The organism is Bradyrhizobium sp. S3.3.6, assembly GCF_040546905.1.
GTDB classification, from domain to species: Bacteria; Pseudomonadota; Alphaproteobacteria; order Rhizobiales; family Xanthobacteraceae; genus Bradyrhizobium; species Bradyrhizobium cytisi.
This window is the reverse complement of record NZ_JBEPOT010000014.1, coordinates 99656-113028: the sequence shown is the minus strand read 5'-3', so window position 1 is coordinate 113028 and position 13373 is coordinate 99656. Positions and strand designations below refer to the sequence as shown.

Annotated in this window: 10 protein-coding genes; 4 read left to right on the top strand and 6 right to left on the bottom strand. The window is 64.5% G+C overall.

What is annotated here, in order from left to right; genetic code table 11:
* Positions 1-10: 10 nt before the first annotated feature.
* On the bottom strand, positions 11-700 hold the full coding sequence (locus ABID59_RS31180) for a YggS family pyridoxal phosphate-dependent enzyme (protein WP_354085918.1): 690 nt from the start codon (positions 698-700) through the stop codon (positions 11-13).
* Between the two features lie 104 nt (positions 701-804).
* On the opposite strand from ABID59_RS31180, the gene ABID59_RS31175 reads away from it, so the two are divergent.
* From ABID59_RS31175 to holA, 4 genes are all read left to right on the top strand, one after another.
* The gene (locus ABID59_RS31175; protein ID WP_354031214.1) at positions 805-2502 is read left to right on the top strand and encodes a diguanylate cyclase domain-containing protein; all 1698 of its coding nucleotides are present in this window, start codon (positions 805-807) and stop codon (positions 2500-2502) included.
* Between the two features lie 256 nt (positions 2503-2758).
* Positions 2759-5410 (top strand): leucine--tRNA ligase, encoded by a 2652-nt coding sequence (gene leuS / locus ABID59_RS31170; RefSeq protein WP_354085917.1) that lies wholly within the window; start codon positions 2759-2761, stop codon positions 5408-5410.
* Complete coding sequence (locus ABID59_RS31165) at positions 5397-5948, top strand: hypothetical protein (protein WP_354031216.1); 552 nt, start codon at positions 5397-5399, stop codon at positions 5946-5948. Before leuS ends, ABID59_RS31165 begins: the two co-directional genes overlap by 14 nt.
* A gap of 29 nt (positions 5949-5977) precedes the next feature.
* The gene (gene holA, locus ABID59_RS31160) at positions 5978-7006 is read left to right on the top strand and encodes a DNA polymerase III subunit delta (protein WP_354085916.1); all 1029 of its coding nucleotides are present in this window, start codon (positions 5978-5980) and stop codon (positions 7004-7006) included.
* A gap of 146 nt (positions 7007-7152) precedes the next feature.
* Here holA and ABID59_RS31155 read toward each other — a convergent pair whose 3' ends face one another.
* From ABID59_RS31155 to mnmE, 5 genes are all read right to left on the bottom strand, one after another.
* On the bottom strand, positions 7153-8040 hold the full coding sequence (locus ABID59_RS31155; RefSeq protein ID WP_354085915.1) for a ParB/RepB/Spo0J family partition protein: 888 nt from the start codon (positions 8038-8040) through the stop codon (positions 7153-7155).
* Positions 8041-8186: 146 nt separating this feature from the next.
* Positions 8187-9041: a ParA family protein gene (locus ABID59_RS31150; protein WP_354031219.1), complete on the bottom strand. Its 855-nt coding sequence runs from the start codon at positions 9039-9041 to the stop codon at positions 8187-8189.
* Positions 9042-9067: 26 nt separating this feature from the next.
* Positions 9068-9739 carry a 16S rRNA (guanine(527)-N(7))-methyltransferase RsmG gene (gene rsmG / locus ABID59_RS31145; protein ID WP_354085981.1) on the bottom strand — a complete coding sequence of 224 codons (672 nt, stop codon included), beginning with the start codon at positions 9737-9739 and terminating at the stop codon, positions 9068-9070.
* A 111-nt stretch (positions 9740-9850) separates the two neighbouring features.
* Complete coding sequence (gene mnmG / locus ABID59_RS31140) at positions 9851-11755, bottom strand: tRNA uridine-5-carboxymethylaminomethyl(34) synthesis enzyme MnmG (protein WP_354085914.1); 1905 nt, start codon at positions 11753-11755, stop codon at positions 9851-9853.
* Positions 11756-12032: 277 nt separating this feature from the next.
* Positions 12033-13337 carry a tRNA uridine-5-carboxymethylaminomethyl(34) synthesis GTPase MnmE gene (gene mnmE / locus ABID59_RS31135; RefSeq protein WP_354085913.1) on the bottom strand — a complete coding sequence of 435 codons (1305 nt, stop codon included), beginning with the start codon at positions 13335-13337 and terminating at the stop codon, positions 12033-12035.
* Between the last annotated feature and the right edge of the window lie 36 nt (positions 13338-13373).

Here is a 13373-nt window from a genome sequence, read left to right as displayed (position 1 = left end):
CCAACGGCTATCACCGATGCCCGAAGATCGCGCTTCCCACCCGCACATGCGTGGCGCCGAGCATGATCGCGGTCGCATAATCCGCACTCATGCCCATCGACAAATTCTGCAAGCCATTGCGCGCGGCGATCTTGGCGATCAGCGCGAAATGCGCCGCCGGCGGCTCCTCCACTGGCGGGATGCACATCAGGCCGGAGATCGTCAGCCCGTAGGTGTCGCGGCAGCTCGCGAGGAAGGCGTCGGCCTCTCCGGGCGCGACGCCGGCCTTCTGCGGCTCCTCGCCGGTGTTGATCTGGACGAAGAGTTGCGGGTGCTTGTTCTGGGATTCGATTTCTTTGGCTAACGCCTGGCAAATGCTCGGACGGTCGACCGAATGGATGGCATCGAACAGCGCCACCGCCTCTTTCGCCTTGTTGGATTGCAGCGGCCCGATCAGATGCAGCGCGATGTCGGAGTAAACAGACGTTAACGCCGGCCACTTGCCTTTGGCCTCCTGCACGCGATTCTCGCCGAATACCCGCTGTCCGGCGCCGATAACGGGGATAATTGCATCTGCCGCGAAAGTCTTGGACACCGCGATCAGCGTCACGGAGGCACGATCGCGCCGCGCATCCTTGCAGGCGCGTGCAATCTCCGCTTCGACCGCGGCGAGCGCGCTTGGTGAATCGCCGGTTACCGGCGCGGCATTGGCTTCTGTCATGACGTCGATCAACTGCAGGAGTAACGGAGGTAGTTCCAATTTTACCAAGTTCAAGAAAGAGTTTTTGAACCCTTCGCTTTACCTTGCCCGCGGGGGCAGCGAAGATGGCAAACGTCAGTTTCAACCGCAAACGAGCAAAACTCAAGCAGGTCCTCGGCATCAGGGCCCGGCTTGCGTTGCTCGCGGTGATTCTGGTCGCGCCCTTGATGCTCGAGCGCATTCGTTCGCTCGAGGACACCCGCACCAAGCAGATTGCGCAGGCCACGGCCGAGTTCACCACAGTGGCACGGCATAGCGCCGACGCGCAACGCGAAGTGATCTCGTCGGTCGAGACCATCCTGAAATCGGAAGCCTTCATCCGCGCCTCCGCCGGCGGCGTCAGCAAGAGCTGCGACGTGCTACGCGCGAGCCTGCCGACGAGCCTTCCCTGGATTCGCACGCTCCTGATCGCCGGCCAGGACGGCCGCATCCAGTGCGCGACCAACAATATGTATGTCGGCCTCGATCTCTCCGACCGGCCGTATTTCCAGCTGGCGCAGGAGACCGGCCGCTTCGTCCTGTCCGACTTCATCCTGTCGCGGCCCGTGCAGTCGCCGACCGTCATGGCGGTCTATCCGGTCTCCGCGTTCAGCGGCGTTGCCGATGCCGTCGTGCTCGCAACCGTCAACCTCGACTGGATGTCGAAGGTCATGAACAATCTCGGCGGCCGCGCCGGCATCACGGCGGTGCTGGTCGACAGCGCCGGCACCGTGCTGGCTGCGCCCGCCGACCAGCACAGCGCGGTCGGACGTCCGCTCGACAACATGCCGCTGATGTCGGCGATCGCCGACATGGCCTTGCGCTCCGACCAGGACGAAGGCTCGTTGTCGTTCCTCGCCGCCGATGGCTCACGCCGCGCGGTCAGCTACACCCGCATCGCCGGCACCAATGCCCGCCTGATCGCCAGCATCGACGAGGACAAGGTATCCGCGGCGGTCAGCCGCGACATCCGCACCGCCTATCTCCAGCTCGCCTTCGTCGTCGTGTTCGTGTTGCTCGGCGCGCTGATCGCCGCCGAGAAGCTGGTGATCAAGCCAATCGAGATGCTCGCGGACATGGCCAAGCGTCTCGGCGAGGGCGACCTGTCGGCCCGCGCGGCGCGCAACCGGCTGCCCTCCGAATTCGTGCCGCTGGCGCGCGCCTTCAACGCGATGGCCGCCCAGCTCAGCCAGCGCGAGCGCGAGCTGATCGCGAGCAACGACCGGCTGACGGTGATGGCCTCGATCGACATGCTGTCGGGACTTGCCAACCGCCGCGGCTTCCAGAGCCGGCTCGACTTCGAATGGATGCGCGCGCAGCAATATGGCAGCGAGCTCGCGCTGTTGATGATCGACGTCGATCATTTCAAGCTGTTCAACGACACCTACGGCCATCTCGAAGGCGATTCGTGCCTGACCCGGCTCGGCGAGTCGCTGTCCGGCATCGCGGGCGACACGATGGGCTTTGCGGCGCGCTATGGCGGCGAAGAATTCTGCCTGCTGCTGCCGAACACCGATGTGATGCGCGCGGTCGAGATCGGAGAACAAGTCCGCGCGGCAGTGCTGAAGCTTTGCCTGCCGCACATCACCTCCGCCCACATGGTGGTCACGGTGTCGATCGGCGTTGCGGCGACACGGCCGAACGAGGCCTTGCGTCCGGGCGACCTGATCGAAGCTGCTGACGCTGCGCTCTACGCCGCCAAGCATCGCGGCCGCAACAAGGTCGTCGAGCACGGCATTCTGCGGATCGAGGGCAGCCCCGCTGGAATCGCGATGGCGGGCTAGCGGTTATTGTTTGAGCATGATCTTTTCGGAAAACCGCTGCACACTTTTCCGGATCATGCTCTAGCCCACACCTCGGCGCGATCGAGCTCGCTCTCCGCACCCACCCCTTAATCCGATCCCAATCCCCTCATCCGCACTTTTGCGGAACAGCATTGCGGGGCATAGCGTCCAGCGGCAACCCATTGACCGCCCGAGGACTTCTATGGCCTAGTCCGGCCAATTCAGCCGGCCGAAACCACGAAAACGCAACGATTCCATGACCTCCGAACGCTATAACGCCCGTGACGCCGAACCGCGCTGGCAACGCCAATGGGACGAACAGGCGATCTTCGTCTCGAAGAATGACGATTCGCGGCCGAAATATTATGTGCTGGAGATGTTCCCCTACCCGTCCGGGCGCATCCATATCGGCCATGTCCGCAACTACACGCTTGGCGACGTGCTGGCCCGCTTCATGCGCGCCAAGGGCTTCAACGTGCTGCACCCGATGGGCTGGGACGCCTTCGGCCTGCCGGCCGAGAACGCCGCCATCGAGCGCAAGGTTGCGCCGAAAGCCTGGACCTACGACAACATCGCCGCGATGAAGAAGCAGCTCCGCTCGATCGGGCTGTCGCTGGACTGGTCGCGCGAATTCGCGACCTGCGATCCCGGCTACTACAAGCATCAGCAGAAGATGTTTCTGGACATGCTGGCCGCAGGTCTCGCCGAGCGCGAGAAGCGCAAGCTGAACTGGGACCCGGTCGACATGACCGTGCTCGCCAACGAGCAGGTGATCGATGGCCGCGGCTGGCGTTCAGGTGCTGTTGTCGAACAGCGGGAAATGAGCCAGTGGGTCTTCAAGATCACGAAGTACGCGCAGGAATTGCTGTCCGCGCTGGACGGGCTCGACCGCTGGCCCGACAAGGTGCGGCTGATGCAGCGCAACTGGATCGGCCGCTCTGAAGGCCTGCTGATCCGCTTCGCGTTGGATCAGGTGACCACGCCTGCCGGCGAGAGCGAGCTGAAGATCTTCACGACGCGCCCCGACACGCTGTTCGGCGCGAAATTCATGGCGATCTCGTCGGATCATCCGCTGGCGCAGGCCGCAGCCGCGAAGGACCCCGAGCTTGCGCGGTTCATTGCCGACATCAAGAAGATCGGCACCGCGCAGGAGATCATCGACACCGCGGAGAAGCAGGGTTTCGATACCGGCATCCGCGCGGTGCATCCGTTCGATCCGAGCTGGAAGCTGCCGGTCTATGTCGCCAACTTCGTGCTGATGGAATACGGCACCGGCGCGATCTTCGGCTGCCCCGCGCATGACCAGCGCGACCTCGATTTCGTCAACAAGTACAATCTCGGCAACACGCCGGTGGTGTGCCCCGAGGGCCAGGATCCCAAGACATTCGTCATCACCGACACGGCCTATGACGGTGACGGCCGCATGATCAATTCGCGCTTCCTCGATGGCATGACCATCGAGCAGGCGAAGGAGGAAGTTGCAAAACGCCTGGAAAGCGAGCTGCGCGGCAACACGCCGGTCGGTGAGCGTCAGGTCAATTTCCGCCTGCGCGACTGGGGCATTTCGCGCCAGCGCTATTGGGGCTGCCCGATTCCCGTCATCCACTGTCCGACGTGCGACGTGGTGCCGGTCCCGGATGCCGACCTACCGGTGGTGCTGCCGGAGGATGTGAGCTTCGACAAGCCGGGCAACGCGCTCGATCATCACCCGACCTGGAAGCACGTCACCTGCCCGAAATGCGGGGCCAAGGCGTTGCGCGAAACCGACACCATGGACACCTTCGTGGATTCGTCCTGGTATTTTGCGCGCTTCACCGATCCCTGGAACGAGAACGCGCCGACGACGCCTGCGGTCGCCAACCGGATGCTGCCGGTCGACCAGTATATCGGCGGCGTCGAGCACGCGATCCTGCATCTGCTCTACAGCCGCTTCTTCACCCGCGCCATGAAGGCGACCGGGCACATCGCGCTGGACGAGCCGTTCGCCGGCATGTTCACGCAAGGCATGGTGGTGCACGAGACCTACCAGAAGGCCGACGGCACCTGGGTGCAGCCGGCCGAGGTGAAGGTCGAGGTTGGCGGCAACGGACGCCGCGCGACGCTGCTTGCGACCGGCGAGGACATCCAGATCGGCGCGATCGAGAAGATGTCGAAGTCGAAGAAGAATACGGTCGACCCCGACGACATCATCGCGACCTACGGCGCCGATGTCGCCCGCTGGTTCATGCTGTCGGACTCTCCGCCCGACCGCGACGTGATCTGGAGCGACGAGCGCGTCCAGGGCGCCTCGCGCTTCGTGCAGCGGCTGTGGCGGCTGGTGAACGACTCGGTGGAACTCGGCAAGATCGCGCCGGCGACCCGGCCGGCCGCCTTCGGTCCGGACGCGGCCGCCTTGCGCAAGGCCGCCCACGGCGCGCTCGACAAGGTCACGACCGGCGTCGAGCGGCTCCACTTCAACGTCTGCCTCGCCCATATCCGTGAATTCACGAATACGTTCTCGGAGGTGCTGCAGCGCCCCGGCCAGCCAGCCGCTGACCTCACTCCAGATTTGGTTTGGGCAATCCGGGAAGCCAGCCAGATCCTGGTTCAGCTGTTCTCCCCGATGATGCCGCACCTGGCCGAGGAGTGCTGGCAAGTCTTGTTTCAAAATGGTCTGGGCCAGCCCGGGCTGGTTTCCGAGGCCAATTGGCCGCAAATCGAACGCGATTTGCTGGTCGAAGACAGCGTGACCCTGGTGGTTCAGGTCAACGGCAAGAAGCGGGGTGAGGTCACGGTTGCAACAGCGGCCCAGAATCCGGAAATCGAGGCTGCCGCTTTGACCCTCGATGCTGTAAAGCTGGCGCTGGACGGCAAGCCCGTCCGCAAGGTGATCATCGTCCCCAAGAGGATCGTGAATGTTGTCGGCTAGGATCCGTATCGCAGCCCGCTTGCTGGCGGTCGCCGCATTGGCGGCGCTGACGGCTGGCTGTTTCCAGCCGATGTATGCCGAGCATACCGACGGCACCCCCGGCTTGCGCGAGAAGCTGATGGGCGTCGAGCTCCCGCCGATCGACAAGGCCAACGCCTCGCGTGAAGCCCGGGTCGGGGTCGAGGTCCGCAACGCGCTGGCGTTCAAGCTTTACGGCTCGGCCACGGGCATGCCGCCGACCCACCGCCTGGTGATCCGCTTCACCTCCAGCAAGTCGTCCCTGATCGTCGATCCCGCCACCGGCCTGCCGAACAGCGAGAATTACGGCATCGACTGCCAGTACAATCTGATCGAGGTCGTGACCGGCAAGTCGGTGATGACTGGCACGACGTTCTCGCGCGTGTCCTACGACATGCCCGGCTCCTACCAGCGCTTCGCCCGCAACCGCGCGGTGCGTGATGCCGAGGATCGTGCCGCCAACGAGATCGCCGAGAACATCAACACCCGGCTCGCCGCGTTCTTCACCGCAGGCACTTGAGCTTGCTTCCTGGCATGACGATCTAGGTCATGGTCGCACTGCGCGGAAAAGAAATCGATGCCTTCCTCGCCCGCCCCGATGCGGGCCGCCCGATCATCCTGCTCTATGGTCCCGATGCCGGCCTCGTGCGCGAGCGCGCCGATGCGCTGATCGCCTCTGGGGTCGATGATCCCAATGATCCATTCTCGCTGGTCAAGCTCGATGGCGACGAGCTCTCCGCCGAGCCTTCGCGCCTGGTCGACGAGGCCATGACCGTGCCGCTGTTCGGCGGTCGCCGCGCCATTCGCATCCGCGCCGGCTCGCGCAGCTTTGCCAGCGGCGTCGACACGCTGGCTGAGATGCCGGTGAAGGATTGCCGCATCGTGATCGAGGCCGGCGAGCTGCGCCCGGAGTCCCCGCTGCGCAAGGCCTGCGAGAAGGCGAAGACCGCCGTGGCGATCGGCTGCTATCCCGACACCGAGCGCGACCTGGCAAAACTGATGGAGGACGAGCTCCGCATCGCCAATTTGCGCATCGCCAAGGATGCCCGGGCTGCGCTGATGTCGTTCCTCGGCGGCGACCGCCAGGCCTCGCGCAACGAGCTGCGCAAGCTCACGCTCTATGCCCACGGCAAAGGCGAGATCACGCTTGATGACGTGATGGCCGTCGTCGCCGACGCGTCCGAGCTGAAGCTTGATCCGATCGTCGACGGCGCCTTCGCCGGCCGGCCCGATATCGTCGAGACCGAATTCGCAAAGGCCATGATCGCCGGCACCTATCCCGGCGTAATCATCTCGGCGGCACAGCGCCAGGCGGCATGGCTGCACAAATCCGCGCTCGCGATTGCCGACGGCACGCCGGCCTCCGCCGTGCTCGACGGCGGATATCCGCGGCTGCATTTTTCACGAAAGCCTGCGGTCGAAACCGCGCTGCGCAATTTCAGCGTGGCAAGGCTCGCCGGCATCATCGAGCAGCTCGCAACCGCCGCGCTCGACACCCGCAAGCAATCGACGCTGGGCGCCGCCATCGCCCAGCGCACGCTGATGGCTATCGCCGCGAACGCGAAGCGACGGGGCTAATTAGGACCGCGCTCTCTCCCGTCATTGCGAGGAGCTCTTGCGACGAAGCAATCCAGAATCCGTCCGCGGAGAGATTCTGGATTGCCTCGCTTCGCTCGCAATGACGAGTGGGGAGAGTTGCGCGTCCTACCAACATTGAAGGTGAATTACAGCGCGCCCTTCGCCAGCCGCTTCATCACCTCGTCGAGCTGATCGAGGTTGCGGTAGTTGATCTGGACCGAGCCGCCGGGATCGCGATGACTGACGGTAACCTTGAGGCCGAGCGCGTCGCTGACGCGCTTCTCCAGATCGATCGTATCAGGATCCTTTTCCTTGCCCGCGGTCGTGCGCGCCTTTTGCGGCTTGCGCTCCGGCACGCCCTCTTCATGCGCCAGCGCTTCGGCCTGGCGAACGTTGAGGCCCTCCGCGACGATGCGCTTGGCCGCGGCGAGTGGATCGGGCACGCTGATCAGCGCGCGGGCGTGACCGGCGGTCAGCTCGCCGGTCGCGATGAAGGCCTGCACCTCGGCCGGCAGTTTTGTCAGTCGCATCATGTTGGCGACGTGGCTGCGGCTCTTGCCGACGACTCTTGCGATGTCGTCCTGGCTGCGTTTGAACTCATTGGCGAGTGCGTGATAGCCCTGCGCCTCTTCCATCGGGTTGAGGTCTTCGCGCTGCACGTTCTCGACGATCGCGAACTCCAGCGCATCGCTGTCGCTGATGTCGACCGGCACGATCGGCACTTCATGCAGGCCGGCCATCTGCGAGGCGCGCCAGCGCCGCTCGCCGGCGATGATCTCAAAGCGATCCTGCGCGCCCTTCACGGGGCGCACCACGATCGGCTGGATCACGCCGTGCTGCTTGATCGATTCGGAGAGCTCCTTGAGCTCGGTGTCCGAAAAGGTGCGGCGCGGGTTGCGCGGATTGGCCTTGATGAATTCGATCGGCACCTTGCGCTGCGCACGCGGCCGGTCGACGTGCTGAGCTTCGCCGCCGACATCGCCGATCAGACTCGCAAGACCTCGGCCCAATCGCGAACGTGCTTCGTCGGCCATCGCCAGCTCCCTTGGATTCACGCTGCAGCACTCCAGAACTGAATTTCGAATCGTAGGGCGGGTTAGCGAAGCGTAACCCACCATTGTTTTGTTCGCGGCGGCAGAATGGTGGGTTACGCCTTCGGCTAACCCACCCTACGGCAACGTCAATGCGTCGTCCGCAGCTCGCGCTCGCGCTGGATCACTTCGGTGGCGAGCCGCAAGTACGCTTCGCTGCCGACGCATTTGAGATCGTAGACCAGCACCGGCTTGCCGTAGGACGGCGCTTCCGAGATGCGCACGTTGCGTGGGATCATGGTCTTGTAGACCTTCTCGCCCATGAACTGGCGGACGTCGGCGACGACCTGGTTCGAGAGGTTGTTGCGCGAGTCGAACATGGTCAGCACGATGCCGTGGATCGACAGGTTCGGGTTGAGCGTCGAGCGCACCTGCTCCACCGTCTGCAGCAATTGCGACAGACCTTCGAGCGCGAAGAATTCGCATTGCAGCGGCACCAGGATCGCATCCGACGCAGCCATCGCGTTGACCGTGAGCAGGTTGAGCGACGGAGGGCAGTCGATCAACACGTAGGTGTAGTCGGCCTCCGGCGAGACGTTGTTGTTGAGCGCGCCGATCGCGTCGCGCAGCTTGAAGGCGCGGCCGGGCGTGGTGCCAAGCTCGAGCTCGAGGCCCGAGAGATCCATGGTCGAGGGCGCGATGTGCAGCCGCGGCACCGCGGTCGAGACCACCGCTTCGCGCAAGCTGGATTCGCCGATCAGCACGTCATAGGTCGAGCACGAGCGGTTGCGGCGATCGATGCCGAGACCGGTCGAGGCGTTACCCTGCGGATCGAGATCGACGATCAAAACACGCTCGCCAATCGCTGCGAGCGCCGTGCCGAGATTGATCGCTGTGGTTGTTTTTCCCACTCCGCCCTTCTGATTCGCCAGCGCCAGGATGCGCGGGGGACCATGCGGGACCTCGGCGGTCTGGTCTTGCTGCGGCTCGTCAATCACGGTCATCGAAATTTCCCCAACCCCCTGAACGTTCACCCGCGCCGTTCGACTGACGTCAGCTCGACGATCCAACCGTCACCGGTCCGGCTTTGGTAGAGCTGCGGCTGAATATTCCAATATTTAGCGGCGTCGGTCAATTCAGCCTCTACATCTTGACCCTTGAGAAACAGCGCTTTTGCACCCTGGCGCATCAGCGGCTCCGCAAAGCCGATGAGCTGATGTAGCGGAGCCAGCGCACGGGCGGTGACGCAATCGACGGGGCCGGTGATTCTATCCACATTATCCCCGATCTCAGCGAGATGTACGACCCCCGGAGATGCGGTGACGCGAACGGCTTCGCGCAAAAAGGCGGCCTTCTTGGCGATCCGCTCGACGAGATGGACGCTGGCGCCCAATGTCCCCGCCATAGCGCAGGCCAGCACGACGCCGGGAAAGCCGCCACCGCTGCCGAGATCGGCCCAGCGTTTAGCTGACGGCGCGAGATCCAGGAGCTGAAGCGAGTCGGCGATATGCCGGGTCCAGAGCTGCGGCAGAGTCGAGGGCGCGACCAGATTGGTCTTGGCCTGCCATTCCCGCAGCAGTGCGATGTAGCGATCGAGCCGCACCTCCGTTTCATGTGAAACGGGCGCGAGCTTCAACGCCTCACGCTTGTCGGCGGCGATGATGGCGTCGAGCGCCTGATCGTTGGCGTTGGCCTTGTCGATCTTCGGCTTGGTCGATGCCGGCTCGGATCGACGAGCTGCGCCCTCACCTGCTCCGGATCGTCGGGTTAGCGGTTTGTCCCCGCCCGGTCCGCGCTGTTTCACGTGAAACGCCTATGCGATTGCCTTGGAAGTTACTTCGGAAGTCACATTGGTACTCTTGCGCGCCTCGCGGCGGAGATAGGCCGCGAGGATGCCCAGCGCCGCCGGCGTCATGCCGTCGATCCGGCCGGCCTGGCCGACCGTGAACGGCCGCGCCTTCTCCAGCTTGGCGCGGACCTCGTTGGAGAGACCCGGAACCTGCTGGTAGTCGACCTCCGACAGCACCATCCCCTCGTCGCGGCGGAAGGCTTCGACGTCAGCGCTCTGGCGCTCCAGATAGACATCGTACTTCGCATCGATCTCGAGATGGGTGGCGATGACGGGATCAATGGAGGACAGCTCCGGCCAAATCGTGCGGATCTGGCTCCAGCCGATATCCGGGTAGGCCATCAGCTCGAAGGCCGAGCGGCGCTGGCCATCCCGGTTTAGGGACAGTCCGTGCTTGATCGCCTCGTTCGGGGTGATGGTGAGCGACTTCGACAGCGTCCGCGCCGCGTTCAGGGCATCCATCTTGGCGCGATGATGCCGGGTCCGGGCACTGCCGACACAACCCAGCGCAATGCCCTTCTCGGTCAGGCGCTGATCGGCATTGTCCGCCCGCAGGGTCAGCCGGTATTCGGCCCGCGAGGTGAACATCCGATAGGGCTCGCTGATCCCGCGGGTCACGAGGTCGTCGATCATGACCCCGAGATAGCCATCTGCACGGTCAAACACCTTCAGTGCAGCCCCACTGGCGGACAGTGCCGCGTTGAGACCGGCTACGATGCCCTGCCCGGCGGCCTCTTCGTATCCCGTCGTGCCGTTGATCTGCCCGGCCAGAAAGAGACCACGCAGACGCTTGGTCTGGAGGGTCGGATCGAGTTCGCGGGGATCGACGTGGTCATACTCGATGGCATAGCCCGGTCGGACCATCTTCACCCGCTCCAAACCGGGAATGCTGGCGAGGATCGCGAGCTGGACCTCCTCCGGCAGCGAGGTCGAGATGCCGTTGGGATAGACGGTGGTGTCGTCGAGCCCTTCCGGCTCCAGGAAGATCTGATGGCCATCGCGATCGCCGAAGCGGACGATCTTGTCCTCGATCGAGGGGCAATAGCGCGGACCGGAGCTCTTGATCTGGCCGGAATACATCGGGGAGCGATGAACATTGGCCCGGATCACCTCGTGGGTGGCGGCCGTCGTCCGGGTGATCCCGCACTGGATCTGTGGGGTCGTGATCCGCTTTGTCATCACCGAGAACGGCTCCGGAGGCTCGTCTCCGGGCTGCATCTCGACCGCGGACCAGTCGATGGTGGAGCCATCCAGACGGGGCGGCGTCCCGGTCTTCAACCGTCCAAGGGTGAAGCCGGCGCGCTCAAAGGAGGCGGAAAGACCCATTGCCGGGGCCTCGCCGACGCGGCCGGCGGGCCAGTTCTTCTCGCCGAGATGGATCAGACCGCGGAGGAATGTGCCGGTGGTGATGACGACAGCCCCTGCCCGGAGCACCCGACCGTCGGCCAGGCGCAGTCCGGTGACGCGGCCATCGACCACGATCAGCTCGTCCGCCTCGCCTTCGATGACGACGAGGCCCTCGGTCTCCCGGATCGCGGCCTGCATCGCGGCCGCATAGAGCTTTCGGTCGGCCTGAGCCCGCGGACCGCGGACCGCCGGACCCTTCCGGCGATTGAGAACGCGGAACTGGATGCCGCCGGCATCGCCGACCCGCCCCATCAGGCCATCGAGTGCATCGACCTCGCGGACCAGATGGCCCTTGCCGAGACCGCCAATGGCGGGATTGCAGGACATCGCGCCCACGGTGGAGAAACGGTGCGTCACCAGAGCGGTCGTCGCACCCATCCGAGCGGAGGCAGCCGCAGCTTCACAGCCGGCGTGGCCGCCGCCAATCACGATGACGTCGAAACTATCTCGCTCTGGTCGCATGTGCGGACTTCTAGCCCAGCGGCAGGAAAGCCGGAAGTGGAAACTGGGCGAGGTGGCTGTTTCACGTGAAACGGAGTCGCGGAGAGAGCCGGCGCGGCTTCGCGAAAACAACCCCATGCACAGTAGGAAGTGCGCTGGGATGGGCTATTGTTTCACGTGAAACGCGAGCGCCCGGCGGAACCGCGGACTGCGCGCGAGCCAAGAGGAATGTGTTTCACGTGAAACCCTGAAACCCAAGTAACGGAACAAGGGCTAGTTCTACGCTAAAGAACTAGAGCTACTTTCCGATACAGAATTTCTGGAAAATGGCGCCAAGGACGTCCTCGACGTCCACCCGGCCGAGCAGCCGGCCCAGGGCATAGGCGGCAGCTCGCAGCTCTTCGGCGGCGAGCTCTTCGCCCTCTTCTACAAGCTCCAGACTCCGGCGCAAGCTGTCTGACGCCCGGGCCAACAGATCTCGTTGCCGGGCCCGGGTCACCAATGCTCCCTCGGTGGTACCGATGAAGTCAGCCGCGAATTTGACGAGGGCCTCGACCAGCTCTGGAATGCCGTCGCCCCGGCTCGCGGAGATTCCGAACTCGCCGGGTGAGCCTACTCCCCCGAGATCGATCTTGTTGCGCACGATCCAGATCTGGCCGCCGGACGGATCGACGGCGCGCTCGCCCTCCACCAGCCACAGCACGAGGTCGGCGTCCTCAGCCCGTGCCCTCGCCCGGCGCACGCCTTCCTGCTCGACGGGATCGTCGGTCTCGCGAATGCCGGCGGTGTCGATGACGGTAACGGGATAGCCATCGAGATCCAGCTGCACCTCGATCACATCACGCGTGGTTCCGGCGTGGGGCGACACGATCGCGACCTCGCGGCGCGCGAGCTGATTCATCAGCGTCGACTTGCCGACGTTCGGCTCGCCTGCGATCGCAACCACCAGGCCGTCGCGCAGGCGTTCAGAATGTCCCTGTGCCGCAAGGACTTTTGTAATTTCATCGTGCAGCGCCTGGATCGCTTTCACGGCCGGCGCCATCAATTGCGCGGGTACATCGCCCTCGTCGGAGAAATCGATGCCGGCCTCGATCAGCGCCGACGCCTCGATGATGCGCTCGCGCCAGTCGCGTGCGCGATTGCCGAGCAGGCCCTGCAGCTGCCGTAGCGCCTGGCGGCGCTGGCGATCCGTGTCGGCGTGAATGAGATCGTCGAGGCCCTCGGCCTCGGTGAGATCGAGCTTGCCGTTCTCGAACGCGCGCCGCGTGAATTCCCCGGGCTCGGCTGCGCGCGTATTTGGAATTAAAGAAATAGCAGCAAGGAGCGCGGCCAGCACCGCGCGTCCGCCATGGACGTGAAATTCGGCGACATCCTCGCCGGTCGCAGTCCCCGGCCCCGGAAACCAGAGCACGACCGCATCGTCGATCGGTTGGTCCGCGCCGTCCCGAAGCAGCCGGCGGCTGGCCTGCCGCGGCGCCGGCAGCTTGCCTGCGAGCGTCGTCAGCACCAGGCCGGCCTGCGGGCCTGAGACGCGCACCATGGCGATTGCGCTCGGCGGACGGCCGGACGACAGCGCAAAGATGGTCTGGTCTCGCGGGTGCATGGCCTATTTGTCCGGCTCGACGGAAAAAGGCAAACG

Coding starts and splice junctions, on each gene's coding strand:
- ABID59_RS31175 (WP_354031214.1), top strand. CDS start 805: ATGGCAAACGTCAGTTTCAACCGCAAACGAGCAAAACTCAAGCAGGTC.
- holA (WP_354085916.1), top strand. CDS start 5,978: ATGGTCGCACTGCGCGGAAAAGAAATCGATGCCTTCCTCGCCCGCCCC.
- ABID59_RS31150 (WP_354031219.1), bottom strand. CDS start 9,041: ATGACCGTGATTGACGAGCCGCAGCAAGACCAGACCGCCGAGGTCCCG.
- leuS (WP_354085917.1), top strand. CDS start 2,759: ATGACCTCCGAACGCTATAACGCCCGTGACGCCGAACCGCGCTGGCAA.
- ABID59_RS31155 (WP_354085915.1), bottom strand. CDS start 8,040: ATGGCCGACGAAGCACGTTCGCGATTGGGCCGAGGTCTTGCGAGTCTG.
- mnmG (WP_354085914.1), bottom strand. CDS start 11,755: ATGCGACCAGAGCGAGATAGTTTCGACGTCATCGTGATTGGCGGCGGC.
- mnmE (WP_354085913.1), bottom strand. CDS start 13,337: ATGCACCCGCGAGACCAGACCATCTTTGCGCTGTCGTCCGGCCGTCCG.
- ABID59_RS31180 (WP_354085918.1), bottom strand. CDS start 700: ATGACAGAAGCCAATGCCGCGCCGGTAACCGGCGATTCACCAAGCGCG.
- ABID59_RS31165 (WP_354031216.1), top strand. CDS start 5,397: ATGTTGTCGGCTAGGATCCGTATCGCAGCCCGCTTGCTGGCGGTCGCC.